General features: G+C 43.0%; 16 protein-coding genes. 7 read left to right on the forward strand and 9 right to left on the reverse strand.

The window, feature by feature from the left end; all coding sequences use genetic code 11:
• Positions 1–71: 71 nt before the first annotated feature.
• The 5 genes from tuf to ftsW form a co-directional block, all read right to left on the reverse strand.
• Positions 72–1,268: an elongation factor Tu gene (gene tuf, locus J1C86_RS07630; protein WP_002895003.1), complete on the reverse strand. Its 1,197-nt coding sequence runs from the start codon at positions 1,266–1,268 to the stop codon at positions 72–74.
• A 122-nt stretch (positions 1,269–1,390) separates the two neighbouring features.
• Positions 1,391–2,389 carry an anti sigma factor C-terminal domain-containing protein gene (locus J1C86_RS07635; protein ID WP_125405121.1) on the reverse strand — a complete coding sequence of 333 codons (999 nt, stop codon included), beginning with the start codon at positions 2,387–2,389 and terminating at the stop codon, positions 1,391–1,393.
• Entirely contained in the window at positions 2,376–2,846 is a 471-nt protein-coding gene (locus tag J1C86_RS07640; RefSeq protein ID WP_002899982.1) for an RNA polymerase sigma factor, read from the reverse strand. The genes J1C86_RS07635 and J1C86_RS07640 overlap by 14 nt, the downstream gene beginning before the upstream one ends.
• 121 nt (positions 2,847–2,967) lie before the next feature.
• Positions 2,968–5,814, reverse strand: coding sequence for a phosphoenolpyruvate carboxylase (gene ppc / locus J1C86_RS07645; protein WP_125409651.1), 2,847 nt, complete (start codon positions 5,812–5,814; stop codon positions 2,968–2,970).
• A 46-nt stretch (positions 5,815–5,860) separates the two neighbouring features.
• Positions 5,861–7,093, reverse strand: coding sequence for a cell division peptidoglycan polymerase FtsW (gene ftsW / locus J1C86_RS07650; protein WP_125352855.1), 1,233 nt, complete (start codon positions 7,091–7,093; stop codon positions 5,861–5,863).
• A gap of 154 nt (positions 7,094–7,247) precedes the next feature.
• Here ftsW and J1C86_RS07655 point away from each other — a divergent pair, with 154 nt between their 5' ends.
• The 6 genes from J1C86_RS07655 to lysS all read left to right on the forward strand — a co-directional run bounded on the left by J1C86_RS07655 (position 7,248) and on the right by lysS (position 12,554).
• Positions 7,248–7,724, forward strand: a complete 477-nt coding sequence (locus tag J1C86_RS07655; RefSeq protein ID WP_125352857.1) for a glutathione peroxidase — start codon at positions 7,248–7,250, stop codon at positions 7,722–7,724.
• 214 nt (positions 7,725–7,938) lie between these two features.
• A complete protein-coding gene (locus tag J1C86_RS07660; protein ID WP_002894996.1) occupies positions 7,939–8,796 on the forward strand; it encodes a glycoside hydrolase family 25 protein in 858 nt (285 codons plus the stop codon).
• A 142-nt stretch (positions 8,797–8,938) separates the two neighbouring features.
• Positions 8,939–9,787 (forward strand): DUF368 domain-containing protein, encoded by an 849-nt coding sequence (locus J1C86_RS07665; RefSeq protein ID WP_185755720.1) that lies wholly within the window; start codon positions 8,939–8,941, stop codon positions 9,785–9,787.
• On the forward strand, positions 9,780–10,265 hold the full coding sequence (locus J1C86_RS07670) for an aminoacyl-tRNA deacylase (RefSeq protein ID WP_125405130.1): 486 nt from the start codon (positions 9,780–9,782) through the stop codon (positions 10,263–10,265). Before J1C86_RS07665 ends, J1C86_RS07670 begins: the two co-directional genes overlap by 8 nt.
• A 62-nt stretch (positions 10,266–10,327) precedes the next feature.
• Complete coding sequence (locus J1C86_RS07675) at positions 10,328–10,963, forward strand: histidine phosphatase family protein (protein ID WP_125405133.1); 636 nt, start codon at positions 10,328–10,330, stop codon at positions 10,961–10,963.
• 100 nt (positions 10,964–11,063) lie between these two features.
• Entirely contained in the window at positions 11,064–12,554 is a 1,491-nt protein-coding gene (gene lysS / locus J1C86_RS07680; protein WP_002914784.1) for a lysine--tRNA ligase, read from the forward strand.
• A 99-nt stretch (positions 12,555–12,653) separates the two neighbouring features.
• Here lysS and J1C86_RS07685 read toward each other — a convergent pair whose 3' ends face one another.
• Genes J1C86_RS07685 through J1C86_RS07695 form a run of 3 tightly spaced genes read right to left on the reverse strand, consistent with a single transcriptional unit; the run spans position 12,654 to position 15,767 of the window.
• Positions 12,654–13,922 (reverse strand): ABC transporter permease, encoded by a 1,269-nt coding sequence (locus J1C86_RS07685; protein ID WP_125405136.1) that lies wholly within the window; start codon positions 13,920–13,922, stop codon positions 12,654–12,656.
• On the reverse strand, positions 13,922–14,620 hold the full coding sequence (locus J1C86_RS07690) for an ABC transporter ATP-binding protein (protein ID WP_125342328.1): 699 nt from the start codon (positions 14,618–14,620) through the stop codon (positions 13,922–13,924). The genes J1C86_RS07685 and J1C86_RS07690 overlap by 1 nt, the downstream gene beginning before the upstream one ends.
• Entirely contained in the window at positions 14,604–15,767 is a 1,164-nt protein-coding gene (locus tag J1C86_RS07695; RefSeq protein ID WP_125405139.1) for an efflux RND transporter periplasmic adaptor subunit, read from the reverse strand. Before J1C86_RS07695 ends, J1C86_RS07690 begins: the two co-directional genes overlap by 17 nt.
• Positions 15,768–15,976: 209 nt before the next feature.
• On the opposite strand from J1C86_RS07695, the gene gorA reads away from it, so the two are divergent.
• Positions 15,977–17,326 carry a glutathione-disulfide reductase gene (gene gorA / locus J1C86_RS07700; protein ID WP_185755721.1) on the forward strand — a complete coding sequence of 450 codons (1,350 nt, stop codon included), beginning with the start codon at positions 15,977–15,979 and terminating at the stop codon, positions 17,324–17,326.
• A 279-nt stretch (positions 17,327–17,605) separates the two neighbouring features.
• Here gorA and J1C86_RS07705 read toward each other — a convergent pair whose 3' ends face one another.
• Positions 17,606–18,337: a cyclase family protein gene (locus J1C86_RS07705; RefSeq protein WP_125405146.1), complete on the reverse strand. Its 732-nt coding sequence runs from the start codon at positions 18,335–18,337 to the stop codon at positions 17,606–17,608.
• Positions 18,338–18,726 lie beyond the last annotated feature (389 nt).

Below are 18,726 nucleotides of genomic sequence, written 5' to 3' on the forward strand. Positions count from 1 at the left end.
GTATACTAAAAAACCCCGTTTTCACGGGGTTTAGTGTCTGACTTTAATTGTTATCTGGGAACGGAATCGAATTAAGCTTCGATTTCTGTAACCATACCTGAACCAACAGTACGTCCACCTTCACGGATAGAGAAAGTAGTACCTTGTTCAACGGCGATTGGGTGGATCAACTCAACGTCGATTGTTACGTTATCACCAGGCATTACCATTTCAGTACCTGCTGGAAGTTCGATTGAACCTGTAACGTCAGTTGTACGGAAGTAGAACTGTGGACGGTAGTTGTTGAAGAATGGAGTGTGACGTCCGCCTTCTTCTTTAGTAAGGATATAAACTTCACCCTTGAATTTAGTGTGTGGGTTGATTGAACCTGGTTTAGCGATAACTTGTCCACGTTCGATTTCATCACGTTGGATACCACGGAGAAGTACACCTACGTTGTCCCCTGCAAGACCTTCGTCAAGCTGTTTACGGAACATTTCAACACCAGTAACAACTGCTTTTTGGATTTCTTCTTTGATACCAACGATTTCGATTTCGTCGTTGACTTTAACGATACCACGGTCGATACGTCCTGAAGCAACTGTACCACGACCAGTGATTGAGAATACGTCTTCGACTGGAAGAAGCAATGGCTTGTCAGTATCGCGTTCTGGTTCTGGGATGTACTCATCAACAGTGTCCATCAATTCCATGATGATGTCTTCATATTTAGAGTCACCTTCAAGAGCTTTAAGAGCTGAACCTTGGATAACTGGAAGATCGTCACCTGGGAAGTCGTATTCTGACAAGAGGTCACGGATTTCCATTTCAACCAATTCAAGCAATTCTTCATCGTCAACCAAGTCAACTTTGTTCATGAAGACGATCAAGTGCTTAACACCAACCTGACGTGAAAGCAAGATGTGCTCACGAGTTTGTGGCATTGGTCCGTCAGTTGAAGCTACTACAAGGATAGCTCCGTCCATTTGAGCGGCACCAGTGATCATGTTTTTAACGTAGTCCGCGTGTCCTGGAGCGTCGATGTGAGCGTAGTGACGCTTAGCAGTTTCATACTCAACGTGCGCAGTGTTGATAGTGATTCCACGTTCGCGTTCTTCTGGAGCAGCATCGATAGACGCATAGTCTTTAGGTTGGTTAACTGCTGAAGGCAAGCGACGTGCCAATACAGTTGTGATAGCTGCTGTCAAAGTAGTTTTACCGTGGTCAACGTGTCCGATAGTACCAATGTTAACGTGTGGTTTACTACGATCGTATTTTTCTTTTGCCATTTGAGTAAAAGCCTCCAATAAAATATATTTTATAGATAGACAGTAGGCAATACAGTCTAACTTTCCTTACTATTTTATCAAATTTAAATGAAAATGCAAGTCTTTTAGCATTTTTTTGTGAATTATTCCTTCTCTAATTTATAGTAAGGTTGATTGGAAACGGAAGCACCAATACTCGAAGCAGCAATCCATTCTTTCCCTTCTAATTGGCTGAAATTCTCAGCTTTCCCAGTCAGAATAATACCAGAAAAGGTCAATTGATCCCGATTTTCTGCTTCACGAATATCTAGCTGACCAAATTTCTTGAGATAGGCCTCAACATCATTGTACATATTGTACTTGTTGACAGTTGGGAAAAGGTTTTTATCGGCCTTTTTCAAATAGTCTAAGAAAGTCTGTTGCTCTTGCTTAGCCTCTTCGCTCTCTTTTTTGCCGTCCGACGGATAGGGATTAAGCAGCGTACTATTAGCTCCGTAAGTCGTCTGAGGATCGGTGCGCAATGCCATACCATTTTCACCATCTTCTGACTGACTGCCAATCCAGTACCAGTTAATCTTGAGGTTGCTCGGTATCATCTGCTGGATTTCCTTATAAGTGTATGGTTTATCAAAAGTCAGAGCTATTTCTACCAATTGATTCGGCATTTCTTTGACAGATACAAGTTCCTGAGGTGCTGGATCTGAAGACTTCGTCTGTTTGGCATTGACATTGTAAAAGACCGGATATTTCTGCCGAAGCTCTCGCGTATAGGTCCCTGAGGTAGAGGAATAAGTCGCCTCTGACGTCGGATTTTTATAAGAACCTGTTAGTGAATAGTTCCCCTCATAGGCTGGATAATCCACCATCACTCCATCAAGGTCTTTAAAACGATCAGAACGTAATGTTCCCGAAAGATAAGAGGTCGGATTGTAGTATAGACTGTCATAGTCAACATTAGGATAGGCGATTTCGGACATAACTTCATACTGTTTCTGCAAGTCTCGTCCGTTACCAGAGGCTAATTCTGCCAGCCCCTTTCCTAGAAGACCTAAGAGAACTAAAGATACAAAGGAACTAATGACGACTGTCTTCCAGAGTCTCTTTCTCCTACTTTTCTTTGCAATAATTTTAAATGTTTCCATTTCGATATCCTTTCTTTTCCAGCTCCTTTCGGAGTTTAGCACGACTGCGCATCAGCTGAATCTTGACCTTGCTCACTGAGTAAGACATAATTTGGGCAATCTCCTTGACCGTGAAATCTTGAAAATAATAGAGTTCTAAAAGCGTGGCTTCCTTGAGCGGCAGAGCTTCTATCATACTTCTTAGCAGCTCATAATCTTCATTTTCAAAGGGATTGACAAGATCTTTTCCAAAAAATTCTTTTCGCAAAATCTCCAAATAATGCTTATCTCTCCTATATCTGTCGATATAGCGCCGGATGGAAACTCGATACATCCAAGCTCGCATCTTTTCCGCCGGAATAATAACTTCTGTTTCCAACATCTTGACAAAAACGTCCTGAACTACATCTTCTGCTTCCACTTTAGAAGCCCCTGACTTCTGCAGATAGGAGACAATCTCGCGAGCAAAGCCTATCAAGATTGTTTCATATTCATCTAGTTTGATAAGCTCACCCCCTCCTTCACTAGTATAACGAATTAAGTAGCCCTTTGGTTACAAAAATAGAAAAAACCGGAACAATTCCGATTTTCTCTTTGTATTAGCCAGAGTTTCGCAGACCAGTCGCAATACCGTTGATGGTGATGTGAATCAGTTTTTCTTGATCAGGTGTGAGCTGGCCGTTTCGCTGACGCTTGATCAATTCTAGCTGGATATAGTTCAAAACATTGAAGTAAGGCATACGATAGTGCAAGCTATCTCTCAGATAGGTGTTTTCTGCTAGGAGCTCATCATGACCTTCAATCTCTAAAATGACATCCTTAGTCAGCTGCCACTCATCCAAGATAATATTGAAAATATCTCGCACATTCTGATCTTCACAAAGCTGCGCATACTCAAAAGCGATATTCATATTTGACTTAGACAGAACCATGTCTACATTTGACAAGAGTGACTTGAAGAAAGGCCATCTCTTATACATAAATTGCAGAAAGGCTAAGTTATTTTCTGGATCTTCATCAATAAATTCCTTGAAACTTGACCCGACACCATACCAGCCTGGGAACATAACTCGACTTTGAGACCATGAGAAGACCCAAGGAATAGCTCTGAGACCGCCGATTTCAGTGATGGTTTTACGGGCAGCAGGACGTGAACCAATATTAAAGCTAGAGATAGCCTTGATCGGGCTGGATTCGAAGAAGTAATCGTAAAAACGCTCGTCGCCAAAGACCAAATCTCTGTAAATCTGATAACTGCGATTAACTACTTGATCCATGATCCGCTCATATTTATCAGAAGTATGGCTATCGCTCTTCTTATGAGTGACCATGCGGTTAATGGCAGCAGAAACCAACATTTCCAAGTTATAGTAGGCTGCGTCCTTGTTACCATATTTATTACCAATGACTTCCCCTTGCTCAGTCAGACGGATCCGGTCATTGATACTGCGGAGTGGCTGAGAAGTAATGGCTTCATAGGTTGGGCCGCCACCGCGTCCCACTGTCCCTCCCCGGCCATGGAAGAAGGTAATTTTTACGCCAAATTGATCACCGATAGCTGTCAACTGCTGCTGTGCTTTGTAGAGAGTCCAGCAAGAAGACAGGTAGCCACCGTCCTTATTACTGTCTGAATAGCCCAGCATGATTTCCTGATAATTATCCTTAGAAGCAATCCACTTCTGCGCAACCGGCAGAGACAGGTATTTCTCCATAGTATCACAGGAATTGTCCAAATCCTCAATGGTCTCAAAAAGCGGAACAATCTGGACACGAGCCCCATTTTCATCAATCAGCCCCACTTCCTTGAGCATAATAGCCAACTCAAGTAGATCTGATACACTGGTCGAATGAGAAATAATATTCTGCTTAATCACTTCCTCACCAATGGCATCTTTTAGCTGACGGGCTGTTTTGAAAATCTCCAGTTCTTTTTGCAGGAGTTCGGATTTAGTCTCATGGGTAGCTGACAGGATACGAGGATCTTCAAGCAGCTGTTTGAGGAGGATCTGGCATTTTTCTTCTTCTGACAGACTACTATAATCCTGAACAATATTAGCCGAAGCCAAGAGCTCAGCCACACAGGCCTCATGAACACTAGAATCCTGACGCATATCAATGCTGGCCAAGAAGAAACCAAAAACCTCTACAGCTTGAAGAAGTTCAGTCAAGTCCCCACTTACCAAGGCTTCACCATGATGTTCGATAAGAGAATCATAAATGACCTGCAAGTCTTCTTTAAATTCCTGAGCGGTTCTGTAAGAAGGTGTCTCCTCCTTCTTGAGCTCAGTCAGGGTCTCGCTGATACGAGACTGGATATAATTAGGGATGATTTCTCTTCCTTTATTGCTGACAGAAAGGTTGGCCTTCGCAGACAATTTTTCCTCAGCTCGGTCCGTCAATCGCTGACCGTCAGTTGAAAAGTTGCCTTCTTTAAGGTAAAGCAAGGTTTGAATCAGCTTGGACTGGATATAGTGGAAAGCTCGACGGTAAGGTTCGTTTTCCCGATAAACAGACTTGTCAGTAGACAGAGCCGCCATTTCTGCTACTGCCTGACTGGTTTCTGAGAGGTTGGTCGAGAGCGAGAAGGTACGATAGAGTGTATAAACCTTGTCAATATAATAGTTGAGGATGACTTCGCTCTGGAGGGTGGCTGACAGTTTCAGAGTTTCTGCGGTTACAAAAGGATTGCCATCCCGGTCACCGCCGATCCACATTCCCATGGTAATAGGCTTAGGATTATCCAGCTTGATGCCCCGCTCTTCTGCCAAGCGTCTGTATTCGACCATAAAGTTGGTAATAGCTTGCAGGAAAGAGCTGTTATAGTACTCCATGACATTGGTAATCTCATTGGTCACTTTCAGCTTCTTCTCACGGATCATATCTGTCTGCATCATAAGCTCAATATAGCGGCGGAGATTTCCTAGCCACTTCTTCTCATTAACTAGGCCAGCCTTAACATCACGATGCTGACGCAGCAAACTATGAATATGATTGGTTAAATCCAGAACGGTCTTACGCTGAACCTGAGTCGGGTGAGCTGTCAGTACTGGCACAACATTCAGGTTTTCAAGAATCTCCTGAGCATTTTCCCGCGTTGAAATCAGGTCAATAGTTGTTGACAGCTTCCCAAGATAATCCTGATCGATATTGTTCTGATGGTTGATTTCATAAGCTAGGTCCACGTCTTCTGAGATATTAATCAAAAGCGGCAAGATAGAGAAATAACGGGAAATATAAACCATTTCATCTGTCGATAATTCTTCTACAATCGCTTTTAACTCATGATATTTGGAGTTAACCGCCAGCTCCTCCATAAGGGAGATTTTTTCAAAGGTCTCAGGGTCGAGAAGATTCCGAGTAATATCGGCAAGTAAGTCTGTCAAAATGGCGACTTCTTCTCGAATCACTTCTTTATTGCTGTAGCTTTCTAATTTGTTAAATGACATAATCTGCACCTTTCATTTTTGCAACAACTGTTCACACGAACTGCGATTAAGCTTCCTCAGACCGGTCTTGTGCCTCCGCTTCCATCTGCTCATACAGGGCATCACGGCGCTCGTTGGCATCAATATTAAGTACCAAGGCAATGGCTACTGACAAGACCAGAAGACTGTTTCCTCCTTGCGATAGGAAGGGGAAGGTTACTCCTGTAGAAGGAATGAGACCTGAAATTCCACCGATATTGATGAAGGTCTGCATAAGTATCATACCGCCAATTCCCAAAGCCATCATGGAGTTAAATGGATTCTTTGCCCGAATCCCTACCAAGATAATTCTCAGAATCAGGAAAAAGAGTAAAGCCAGAATCAGACTGGCACCAAAGAAACCAAACTCTTCTATCACGATAGAAAATACAAAGTCTGTATGAGCTTCCGGCAAATATCCGCGCTTCTCAATAGAGTTACCCAAGCCCAGACCAAACCAGCCGCCATTACTCATAGCATAGTAGGAATTAGCTAATTGGTGGCCTGAGCCAGACAGATCCTTGAAGGGATTGAAGAAAGCGCTGAAACGCTTGGCCACATATCCAAAGACTGGAATCTTGGCCACGCGCTCAACCCCAATCAACCAAATGCTAGCCAGAACCAAGCCGGAAACACTAACAATGGCTCCCAGCATCGTAGAAAACCATCGGTAGCCAATCCCGCTGACGGCTATCATTATCACGACGGTCAAAAATAGAATAGTCGCATTTCCAAGGTCTGGCATAATAGCTACAATCCCAATCAGAATAGCCACCATGGTCCGCCAGTCGTTAAAGGCTTTAGGAAACCAATGGTTGTGAGTCAGGGCTTGATAGTCATAGACATTTATCTCATCCTGCCTCTTTGTGAAGCGAAAAGCTAGATACCAGACCAGAATAATCTTCAAATACTCCGCAGGCTGAATACTGAAAGCTCCAAGCTTGAGCCAACCATGAGCTCCGTTGATAGTCCCTGTTATAAAACGAGATAAAAGCAAGAGAATAATCTCAGCAAAGATAACTATAGTCAGAATACTTCCTTTTTTTAAGAAACCCAGGCGGATTCTATATAGGAGCGCAATTATAAAGAGACTTATTATCCAAAAAATCCCCTGATTCATGACCATTCCAAAACCATTTCCTCCGGCCTGAATCGAGGTAGGACTCGTCGTTGAATAGACCACAATCAATCCCAAAACAGATAAAATCAAATAAGGAATCAAGATAGAATAATTCAACAAGTGCTTCTTGTCAATTTTCATATTTCACCATTAAACTTCTAAAAATTCAATTCTCATTATACCACCTTTTGGATTGAAAAAAAAGCACTAGCGCAAAGACAGGGACAATCATGGCTTGCTTTGCCTTATTTATATAAAAATGTGATAAGATAGGAAGCAAACAAAGGAGGAGAACATGACAGACATTTATGATATCGAAATCCAAAAACAAGACGGAAGTCCGCAAAAAATGAGTGATCATAAAGGAAAGATTCTGCTGATTGTCAATACAGCGACCGGCTGCGGCTTCACTCCTCAGTATCAAGAACTGCAGGAACTCTATGAGCGCTATCAGAAAGACAGATTTGAAATCCTGGATTTCCCCTGCAATCAGTTTGGCCAGCAGGCTCCTGGAGACGCTGCAGAAATCAACAGCTTTTGCAGCCTTAACTACGGAACGACCTTTCCTCGATTTGCTAAGATTGATGTCAACGGCCCTCATACTGCTCCACTCTTTGACTGGCTCAAAAAAGAAAAGGGCGGTCTTCTGGGCGAAAACATAAAGTGGAATTTCACAAAGTTTCTGGTCAGTCGAGACGGAACAGTCATCAAACGCTTCTCTCCACAAACCTCTCCCCAAAAGATAGAAGAACTCATTCAAAAGCTATTATAATATTATAAAAGGTAGGAAAAAGCAAAACGATTTATCCAACGGCAACTCATCTTCTATAGCCTGACTAATTTCTTTAAAAACAAGACATTTTGGGCTTTCAAAACGTCTTGTTTTTGCTTTATAATATTTCAATTATATTACATTTCATTCATTTTCCAGCAATTCTGGGGATATTTTTTGCTTTTTTATTTGTTTTAAGTTAAAATAAACCAGTATGAGGAAGAGGATTAAACCGCTTGCAATCCTAATTTTCTTTGCTTCTTTTATCGCTTTTATTTTGATAAGCAAGCAAATTACTGACTCTCAGGAAAAGCAAGCACAGGCAAAAATTTCACAAACTAAACAAACTCCAAGTTCCTCAAAAAAAGAGGAAACATCTGATGATTCGTCCTTGGATGAAGAGTTTATTTCCAGACCAATCATTGACATTTCTGGCTGGCAGCTGCCAAGTGAGATTAATTACGACTTACTCGCACAGAATGTTTCAGGAGTAATTGTCCGTGTTCATAGTGGAGCGCAGGCAAAAAAAGAAAACGCAGCAACTCATCTGAATGGTCTGGACAAATCTTATGAAAGACACATCAAAGAATTTCAAAAGCGCAACATCCCTGTTGCTGTCTATGCCTATGTGGCCGCCAATAGCAAAAAGGAAATGGAAAAAGAAGCCGAAAGTTTCTACAAGGCTTCTGCCAAGTACCATCCAACCTATTATTGGCTAGACGTCGAAGAAAAGACCATGTCTGACATGAATGCGGGAGTTGAAGCTTTCCGAGCGAAGCTAGAGTCACTGGGTGTTAAAAATATTGGTATCTATATTGGAACATATTTTATGGAGGAGCATAGCATCTCTACCGATAAGTTCACAGCAATTTGGATTCCGACTTATGGTAATGACGACGGCTACTACAATGCTGCACCAAATACGGAGCAAGATTACGACTTGCACCAGTACACATCACAAGGTCAGCTGACTGGTTTCTCTCATTATCTTGATTTGAACCAGCTGTCAACCTTGAAAGACCAAACAGCTACTTATCAAAAGCTATTTACAGTTCCTAAAGAAAGCCAATAGCTCAGAGCGACAGAACAAGTCTCAAAGACTGCTGTCGTTTTTTATTGTCAAATAATAGGAAATTTCCAGCCGTTTCCTCTTAATAAAGCCTATATTTTATGATATAATGATTTGATAAATGAAATTAGAAAAGGAAAATACAATGATTTCTTGGTTGAATAGAACTTTCAAAGGAATGGTCATTGCACTTGGCTTTATTTTGCCGGGAGTTTCAGGCGGTGTTTTAGCAGCTATCTTAGGTATTTACGAGCGCCTGATTCATTTTTTAGCACATTTAAAGGAAAACTTCGTCGAAAATGTTCTCTATTTCATACCAGTTGGAATCGGAATGATTTTAGGAATAGCTGCCTTCTCCTATCCCGTCAATCTGCTACTGGACAACTACAAAGTGATTGTCCTTTGGGGATTTGCCGGAGCTATCATCGGGACTGTTCCAAGCCTCATTAAAGAGTCTGTTGCTAAAAGTGAGCGTGATCGGATTGATATTCTCGTTTTCTGGGTCAGCCTCATCGTCTCAGGAATTTTTCTTTATTCCCTAAACGGTATGGTCGGCACCTTGCCAGCCAACTTCCTCTCTTTTATCTTAGCAGGAGCCTTGATTGCACTGGGCATTTTAATTCCCGGACTTAGTCCGTCCAACCTTCTCCTGATTTTAGGCCTCTATGCCCCTATGCTCAATGGCTTTCGCAAACTGGATCTCTTAGGTACCTTTCTTCCTATCGGAATAGGAGGCGTCTTGGCTCTGATTCTCTTCTCTAAGCTCATGGATCATATTTTGAAAAACTACTACTCTCGTGTCTATCACTTTATCATTGGCATCGTCCTATCCAGTACACTTCTCATTGTAGTGCCTCAAGCAGGAAACAGTGAAAGCATTAGCTATCATGGAGTTTCTATATTGACACTTGTCCTTGCAGCCTTTTTCTTCGGATTAGGAACTTGGCTGGGACTCTGGATGTCACAATTAGAAGAGAGATATACTAATGGCTAAAAAAACAAAAATCAAAAAAACACTGGTCGAGCAAATTTTAAGCAAGGCTAAGATTGAACATAAAGGCCTGCAGCTAAATGCCTTAGCAGAACAACCAGCCAAAGGCTTGGACCGTTCGCAGATTTATAAAACCTTGGCCTTGACAGGAGACAAGACCGGCACACTAATCGGTATCTTACCGATCACAGAACATCTATCTGAAAAGAAAATGGCCAAGATTTCTGGTAATAAAAAAGTCAGCATGATTCCTCAGAAAGACTTGGAAAAGACAACGGGCTATGTCCACGGAGCCAACAATCCTGTCGGTATCCGTCAAAAGCACAACTTTCCAATCTATATCGACCAGTCAGCTCTAGAGCGAGATAGCATCATCGTGTCTGCAGGCGAAGTCGGCCGCAGTATCGAAATCAAGGCTCAAGATTTGGCGGATTTTGTTCAAGCTGACTTTGCAGACCTAAAGGAAGATTCTAGCTCATAATTTTTCAATACTGCACCTAATATTCTCAATAAACTCTAATAAGAAAGAAACAATCAACCACTATGAAATTATACTTTGTCCGACACGGAAGAACGGAATGGAATCAGGAAGGACGATTTCAGGGAGCCAGCGGTGATTCGCCACTGCTGCCAGCCGCTGTTGAAGAACTGCATACCCTTGGAAAACATCTGGCTCAAACACAATTTGGCAAGATTTACAGCAGCGATCTCCCACGCGCCGTTCGCTCTGCTGAGATTATCCAAGAAGAAAGCCAGTTCCAGACTGAAATCTTATCAGTGCCTGAACTGCGAGAATGGCAGTTGGGAAAATTGGAAGGCGCAAAAATCTCTACCATAGAAGCCATCTATCCGCACCAGATGACTGCCTTCCGCCACAACCTTTCGCAATTTAATCATACTTTTTTTGACGCTGAGTCGGTTTACCATACAACCCACCGGACCATTTCCTTTATCAAGACCTTAAAGGACAAGGACTATGAACAAGTGCTCATTGTCGGGCACGGTGCTAACTTAACCGCCAGTATTCGAACCATGCTGGGCTATGACACACCTCTCCTACGCAAGAATGGCGGTCTGACCAATGCCAGTATCACCATCCTTGAAACAGAAGACTTTGAGAATTTTGAGCTGATCACTTGGAATAATACGGATTACCTACTTGAAAAGGCAGAAAAGTAAAGCTGGATTTCTAGCTTTTTTTCTTACTTTATAGCCAAATATAGATGAATTTCCCTACCTTTTGTGATAAAATAGGTAGGAAAACTTTTGGAGGAAAAACATGACTACTGAACATATCGAGGAATTAAACGACCAGCAGATTATACGCCGTGAAAAAATGGCTGCGCTGGCTGAGCAGGGAATTGACCCTTTTGGCAAACGCTTTGAACGGACTGCTAACTCTGCTCAACTGAAAGAAAAATACAACGATAAAGATAAAGAAGAATTAAACGAACTTAATGAAACAGCTATTATCGCTGGCCGTCTCATGACCAAGCGCGGCAAAGGAAAGGTTGGCTTTGCTCACATCCAAGACCGTGAAGGCCAAATCCAGATTTATGTGCGTAAGGATGCTGTTGGTGAAGAAAACTATGAAATCTTCAAAAAGGCTGACTTAGGAGATTTCCTCGGTATCGAAGGTGAGATTATGCGGACAGATATGGGGGAGCTTTCTATCAAGGCGACCCACCTTACTCATTTGTCTAAGGCTCTGCGTCCCCTGCCTGAAAAATTCCACGGCCTGACAGATGTCGAAACCATCTACCGTAAACGTTATTTGGATTTGATTTCCAACCGTGAAAGCTTTGAACGCTTTGTCACTCGTTCAAAAATCATTTCAGAAATTCGCCGTTACTTGGATGGACAAGGCTTCCTTGAAGTTGAAACTCCTGTTCTCCATAATGAGGCAGGCGGTGCTGCTGCCCGTCCTTTTATCACCCACCACAATGCCCAAAACATTGACATGGTACTGCGGATTGCAACCGAGCTTCACCTTAAACGTCTTATCGTCGGCGGTATGGAGCGAGTGTATGAGATTGGGCGTATCTTCCGTAACGAAGGAATGGATGCGACTCACAATCCAGAGTTCACTTCCATTGAGGTTTACCAAGCCTATGCAGACTTCCAAGACATCATGGACTTGACTGAAGGCATTATCCAACATGCAGCTGTCTCTGTAAATGGAGATGGACCGGTCAACTACCAAGGAACTGAAATCAAGATCAATGAACCATTTAAACGGGTTCACATGGTTGACGCCATCAAGGAAATTACAGGCGTTGACTTCTGGCAAGATATGAGTTTTGAAGAAGCTGCTGCTTTGGCTAAAGAAAAGAAAGTTCCGCTTGAGAAGCACTTCACCGAAGTCGGCCATGTTATCAACGCCTTCTTTGAAGAATTTGTGGAAGAAACCTTGATTCAGCCAACCTTTGTCTACGGTCATCCCGTTGCAGTATCACCTCTGGCTAAGAAAAATCCAGAAGACCCACGCTTCACGGACCGTTTCGAGCTCTTCATCATGACCAAAGAATATGCCAATGCCTTCACAGAGTTGAACGATCCAATCGATCAATTATCTCGTTTTGAAGCCCAGGCAAAAGCTAAAGAACTGGGTGATGATGAAGCGACTGGTATAGACTATGACTTCGTTGAAGCTCTGGAATACGGTATGCCACCAACTGGAGGTCTGGGAATCGGTATTGACCGTCTGGTTATGTTGCTGACCGATGTGACCACTATTCGCGATGTCTTGCTCTTCCCAACGATGAAATAATCTGTATTTTATACGATATTAAGAAAGCAAATCCTGCTGGAATTCCAGCAGGATTTTTTACATCATAAAAAAGCCTGGTTCCCCAGACTTTTGTTTATGTTATTCATATCTCAGTGCTTCAATTGGATCCAGTTTGGAGGCCTTGTTGGCTGGCAGGATTCCAAAGAGAACACCGATAGTCGCTGAGAAAAGAAGACTAATGATGCTGACTGTGAGTGATACTGTCACTGGTGTTCCTTCCAGCATTTGACTCATGGCTGAGCCTAGTACAGACGCAAGTCCTGCCGCTAGAAGCAGTCCAATCAACCCACCAATCAGTGTCAAAATCATAGACTCAATCAAAAATTGCATCAAAATATTTCCGCGTGTCGCTCCCAGAGCTTTCCGAAGTCCAATTTCTCGGGTCCGCTCAGTGACAGATACCAGCATGATATTCATAACGCCGATACCACCAACAAAGAGTGAGATTCCGGCGATGGCACCGATAACTCCTGTCATGGCACCATAAATATTTTGCACTTCCTGATAGAGGGCACTATCATCTGTCACTTGATATTCTCCCTGTTGGAGACCAGCAATTTCAGTTAATTTCTTGGCAACCTTAGGGCCAAGTTCTGGAACCAAACTAGTATCATTCACCCGAAGAACAATCTCTGAAATTTCATCGACTCCAAAGTTTGCAGCTATGAGAGTATTGGTTGTAATGGCATTGCCACCATAGACCTGCATGGAGCCAGATGCAGCAGCAGTCTCAGGATCTCTATAAACCCCAATCACCCGATAGTTACTAGCCCCCACTGTCACAATCTTATTGATTGCTTCTTCAGCGGAAGAAAAGAGGTTCGCAGCCAGATCTTCGTCCAGCAGCACAACACTGGCAAAACCTTGATAGTCTTGCTGCCTCAGAGCGCGACCAGCAATTATTTTGTATTTTTTCACCTGAATATAGGTCATGTTTGCACCGACAAAGTTGACGCGCTCAGCCTGCTTATTTTCGTAGCTAAAGGTTTCCATAGCTGAGTTGGTCACATAGTAGCCGTCCACTCCCTTGATATGGGTCAATTCCTTGACCCAGGCTTCCTGAGCCTTGGGTGGTTCCACCACTTCTTCGCTTTCATCTTCCACGTTTACTGAATAGAGATCAGCCGTTTGTGTGTAGGATCCGTCTTTGCTCTTTTTAGGAGAAAAGACGAGACGCATATTTTTCTGACTTTTGGTAAAACTCTCATTGACCCGCCGGGTAATAGAATCTCCTAAGGCCATGATAACCACAACTGAAGCCACTCCGATAATAATCCCAATCATGGTCAGGAAAGACCGCATCTTGTGTCCAAGAATGGAGCTAATGGCAAATTTCCAGTTTTGCATTAGGCTAGTCCTCCTTCCTTAGCGCTATCAGATGAGATGACACCGTCACGAATGACAATCTGCCGTTTGGCATAGGCAGCAATCTCAGGCTCATGGGTTACCATGATAATGGTTTTCCCTTCTCGATTGAGCTCAGTTAAGAGCTCCATAATCTGCTCACCAGTCTTGGTATCCAAGGCTCCTGTTGGTTCGTCAGCTAGAATCAAAGAGGGATTGTTGACCAAAGCACGCGCAATGGCTACCCGCTGCTTCTGCCCTCCGGAAAGCTCTGAAGGCAGGTGATGCATCCGCGTGTCTAGCTCCACCTTGGTCAGAAACTGCTCGGCCAAGGACTTACGTTTAGATAGACCGACACCTGCATAGATCAAGGGCAGTTCCACATTTTGCAAGGCATTGAGCTTAGACAGGAGAAAGAACTGCTGAAAGACAAAGCCGATTTGCTTATTTCGAACCTTGGCCAGCTTCTTATCACCTAGCTTAGCGACTTCTTCGCTTCCCAGATGGTATTCACCAGTGGTCGGACGATCCAGCATCCCAATGATATTCATCAGTGTAGACTTACCAGATCCAGATGGTCCCATGATGGCAACAAACTCGCCCTCATCAACCTCCAGGCTGATGTCTTTTAATACCTGCAGTTCCTGATCTCCATTGCGATAGCTCTTATTAATATTTTTTAACTCAATTAGCTTCTTCATAAGATTTCACCTCTTGACCGTCTTTCAAGCTATCTGTCGGATTGATGATAACTTTACTATCCTTTGTCAAACCAGATGAGATTTCTTGATTTTCAGCATCAGCATTTCCGAGCGTCACTTCTGTTTTCTTGGCAACTCCTTTTTCCAGGACCCAAACATAGTTCTTGTCTCCGTCCATTACGACACTGCTTACTGGCACAATGAGTCCCTGAGTATTGTTTTTAACTTCAATATTGACAGAGAATCCTTGCTTGAGCTCACCAATCTCGCTGGTAATGTCAATTGTAAATGGATATTTAGAGCCTGAAGCTGTTCCGCTGCCACCTGTTCCAGATGATTGAGCTGCTGCCTGCTGGCCGTCTTTCGGATAGTTGGAAATGTAGCTGATTTTACCAGTCCATTTCTTATCAGGGTAAACTTTTGATGTAATGGTCACTTCTTGGCCGACAGACAAGTTAGCCAGATTGTATTCGGATAATTCACCCTTAATCTGCAGATTACCATTGCTGACGATATGAACCAAGGTTTGAGTAGCACCTGTTGTTGATTTTGAAACATCACGGTTAACTTCTACGACCGTACCATCTGCAGTGCTGGTCACCGTCAAGGCATTGAGAGTAGCTTGCGCTTTATTCATATTATCAACTGCATCAGCTCGAGCATCGCGCAGATCAGCTGCCTGAGACTCTACAGAACGCTGAGCCTGAGCTTCAGAAGCCCCATCTGCTTCTTCATCACCAGTTGTATTTACAGTCACACCATTGGTTTGCAAGTCATGCAATTGACGATCAGCTTTGCTAACCGCCCGAGCAGCTGCATCATAAGCTGCCTGAGCCTCTGCACTTTTATAAGTAACCAACGCTTGACCGGCAGTCACTTGGTCACCGACATTGACCAGTACATTTTCCAAGTCACCCTTGGTGCTATCATAGTAGATGTACTGCTCGTTGCTGGCTGTAACATTTCCTGTCAGTAAGACTGAAGAAGCCACTGAGCCTTCCTTGGCTTTCTGGACCAGCGGAGTCGTATCGACTGGTGTCTCAGAAGGATTCCCTCCGTTTAGAAACATGAAGAGAATTGCTCCTGCAACAACTGCAATCGTAGCTCCAATAATGCTAAATAATTGCCATTTCTTTAACTTTTTCATCTTTTTTCCTCCTCCTGATGAAAACGATTTTCTTTTGTTATATTATATCACAAGGCTATCATAATTCTTCTAAAAAAATTTACAGTTTTTCACAAATGGTTGCTATTTTATCTCAGATAGTCACTCCGCTCAAATCCGTAGCAGATTTTTGCATTCACCTGCTAAAAAAGGTACAATTACCTCATATAATAGAAGGAGATTCTAACAAGATGAAAGAATTTGATATAATTGCTATTGGCGGTGGCAGCGGGGGGATTGCTACCATGAATCGGGCCGGTGAATACGGTGCCAAGGTTGCCGTTATTGAAGAAAAGAAACTGGGTGGCACCTGTGTCAATGTCGGCTGTGTCCCAAAGAAGATTATGTGGTACGGTGCTCAAATCGCTGAAGCTATCCAGCATTATGGACCAGACTACGGCTTTACCTCTGATAATCAAGCTTTTGATTTTGCTACCCTTCGGAAAAATCGTGAAGCTTATATTGACCGGGCACGTTCGTCCTATGACGGTAGCTTCAAGCGGAATGGTGTCGAGCTGATTGAAGGCCGTGCCCGCTTTGTGGATGCAAACACTGTCCAAGTCAACGGCGAGCTTATTCGCGCCAAGCATATCGTTATCGCGACGGGTGCTCATGCTGCTATTCCAAATATCCCTGGCGCAGGCTACGGCGAGAATTCTGACGATGTCTTTGCTTGGGAAGAGTTACCTGAATCTGTTGCCATTGTCGGAGCAGGCTATATAGCAGTTGAGCTAGCCGGCGTGCTCCATGCTCTGGGAGTTAAAACAGATCTTTTTGTTCGTAAGGATCGACCACTGCGCAACTTTGACAGCTATCTGATTGACGGTCTGCTCCAAGAAATGGAGAACTCTGGACTCCAGTTTCATACTCATAAGATTCCACAAAAGCTGGAAAAACTGCCTGATGGTCAGCTCAAGCTCTATTTTGAAGATGGCAGCAGCCACACAGCCCAGCATGTTATTTGGGCCATCGGCCGTAAACCAAACGTCCAAGACCTCAATCTGGAAGCAGCTGGCGTCACTCTCAATGAACGTGGCTTCATCGCTGTCGATGAGTACCAAAACACTGTTGTACCAGGCATCTATGCTCTAGGCGATGTAACAGGTGAAAAAGAATTAACTCCTGTTGCTATCAAGGCTGGACGAACTCTGTCTGAGCGTCTTTTCAATGGTAAAACAAATGCTAAAATGGACTACTCAACTATTCCAACTGTTGTCTTTTCCCATCCTGCTATTGGGACAGTCGGCCTGACTGAGGTAGAGGCTATCAAGACTTACGGAGCAGAAAATATCCACGTTTACACATCTAGCTTCACATCCATGTACTCAGCTGTCACCCAGCACCGCCAACAGGCCAAGTTCAAGCTTATCACTGCCGGTGAGGATGAAAAAGTCGTTGGCCTTCACGGTATTGGCTACGGAGTAGATGAGATGATTCAAGGTTTCGCAGTTGCTATCAAGATGGGCGCTACCAAAGCTGACTTTGATGCTACAGTTGCTATTCACCCAACTGGCTCCGAAGAGTTCGTGACCATGCGATAAAAAATTCAAAATCAGAAGAGGTTTGGTATTCCAGCCTCTTTTTGATTTCTGCTACCATTTTATAATAAAGATGATGACCGTTCCATAATCTAATCTTTCATTTTACAGACGAATCTTACATTTTTGTAAGATTGCGATTTAAGCTATTTCAGCTTCTTTTAACATTCCTTTCAAATATCAGTCTAATGGAAGAAATTCCAAAGATTCTAAAAAGCAATCTATTTATTAGTTATTATATGAGACAAGAAGCCTGAAATGAAACCTCAGACTCCTTTTTCTTTATGGTAAAATAGCCACTGCCCTCACTGGTGAACCGCTGGCTTGATGCCAGTTGGGAAAGCTAATCGAGATGAGAGCACCCTTAGCTGGCAACTGATCCAGATTGGTCATAACTTCTAGCTGATAAATGTCCTGCTCCAACAGATAATATTCATTGAGCAGACCATGCTCTGCTGTGGGGATACCCGCATCTGTATCAAAAGTTTCGTGGCCTACCGCCTTGACACCACGCTCATGGATAAGGAACTCTAGAGCATCCTGCCCCCATCCAGGAGTGTGCTGAATCTCCTGAGCATCCAGATTGCGCATAGCTGATTGACTTGGCCAACGCTTGGACCAGTCTGAGCGAAAGGCAACAAATGTTCCTGGCTCAATCTGCCCGTGCTCCGCTTCAAAATCTAAAATATCCTGCTTGCCCAGAATAAAGTCTGGATTCTCTGCTACTTCCTTAGACTTATCAATAACTACCAAAGGCAGAAAAAGATCTTTTAGCTCAATCTCTTCCAACCAGCGACCACCCTCCACAAAGTGAATCGGAGCATCAATATGAGTCCCGTACTGGCCAACTACAGAAAACTGCTGAACATGAAAACCATCTTTCAAAGTGAAAATGTCCTTCTTCTCCAAGGCAGGCAGAGCGGGAAAATGCGGACTATCTTCCTTGATCTGATGGGACAAGTTGACCCATTTTTTCTCCTGTAGTTCCTGATAAATTTTTAATAAATCTGTCATAGTCTTCTCCAATCTAGTCAGTCTTGCTTTAGGAAGATGTTGATTACGCACCCACACCTCTAGCAAAAACTCTTATTTACTTTTGCATTATTATATCAATCAAAGTGTGCTGCTGCAATTCTTTATAGCTCTTTTAGATAATCCTTTTTTATTGATAATAATATAGTTTGAAGCTATAGCTATTTTTTCTAATGAAACCTATTCAAAAATTGAAAATTTTGATATGATAGAACAAAGCAATCCAGAAACGAGGAAAACAGTTGAGTAAAACGAAAAAGCTTCTTGCAGCCTTGGGCATCCTTTTCTTTAATATTTTTGGCCTTATCGCCTTCTTTGTCTTGCTTATCAGAAGCAAGAAACGAAAATAAGAATCTGTCTGTATATTTGTC

This window comes from Streptococcus sanguinis, assembly GCF_050220005.1.
Taxonomy (GTDB): Bacteria; Bacillota; Bacilli; order Lactobacillales; family Streptococcaceae; genus Streptococcus; species Streptococcus sanguinis_Z.

Excerpts from the sequence above, each read along its gene's own strand:
- J1C86_RS07685 (WP_125405136.1), bottom strand. The coding sequence starts at position 13,922 with ATGCAAAACTGGAAATTTGCCATTAGCTCCATTCTTGGACACAAGATG.
- J1C86_RS07665 (WP_185755720.1), top strand. The coding sequence starts at position 8,939 with ATGATTTCTTGGTTGAATAGAACTTTCAAAGGAATGGTCATTGCACTT.
- J1C86_RS07675 (WP_125405133.1), top strand. The coding sequence starts at position 10,328 with ATGAAATTATACTTTGTCCGACACGGAAGAACGGAATGGAATCAGGAA.
- gorA (WP_185755721.1), top strand. The coding sequence starts at position 15,977 with ATGAAAGAATTTGATATAATTGCTATTGGCGGTGGCAGCGGGGGGATT.
- J1C86_RS07695 (WP_125405139.1), bottom strand. The coding sequence starts at position 15,767 with ATGAAAAAGTTAAAGAAATGGCAATTATTTAGCATTATTGGAGCTACG.
- J1C86_RS07690 (WP_125342328.1), bottom strand. The coding sequence starts at position 14,620 with ATGAAGAAGCTAATTGAGTTAAAAAATATTAATAAGAGCTATCGCAAT.
- ppc (WP_125409651.1), bottom strand. The coding sequence starts at position 5,814 with ATGTCATTTAACAAATTAGAAAGCTACAGCAATAAAGAAGTGATTCGA.
- lysS (WP_002914784.1), top strand. The coding sequence starts at position 11,064 with ATGACTACTGAACATATCGAGGAATTAAACGACCAGCAGATTATACGC.
- J1C86_RS07655 (WP_125352857.1), top strand. The coding sequence starts at position 7,248 with ATGACAGACATTTATGATATCGAAATCCAAAAACAAGACGGAAGTCCG.
- J1C86_RS07705 (WP_125405146.1), bottom strand. The coding sequence starts at position 18,337 with ATGACAGATTTATTAAAAATTTATCAGGAACTACAGGAGAAAAAATGG.
- ftsW (WP_125352855.1), bottom strand. The coding sequence starts at position 7,093 with ATGAAAATTGACAAGAAGCACTTGTTGAATTATTCTATCTTGATTCCT.
- J1C86_RS07635 (WP_125405121.1), bottom strand. The coding sequence starts at position 2,389 with ATGGAAACATTTAAAATTATTGCAAAGAAAAGTAGGAGAAAGAGACTC.
- J1C86_RS07660 (WP_002894996.1), top strand. The coding sequence starts at position 7,939 with ATGAGGAAGAGGATTAAACCGCTTGCAATCCTAATTTTCTTTGCTTCT.
- tuf (WP_002895003.1), bottom strand. The coding sequence starts at position 1,268 with ATGGCAAAAGAAAAATACGATCGTAGTAAACCACACGTTAACATTGGT.
- J1C86_RS07670 (WP_125405130.1), top strand. The coding sequence starts at position 9,780 with ATGGCTAAAAAAACAAAAATCAAAAAAACACTGGTCGAGCAAATTTTA.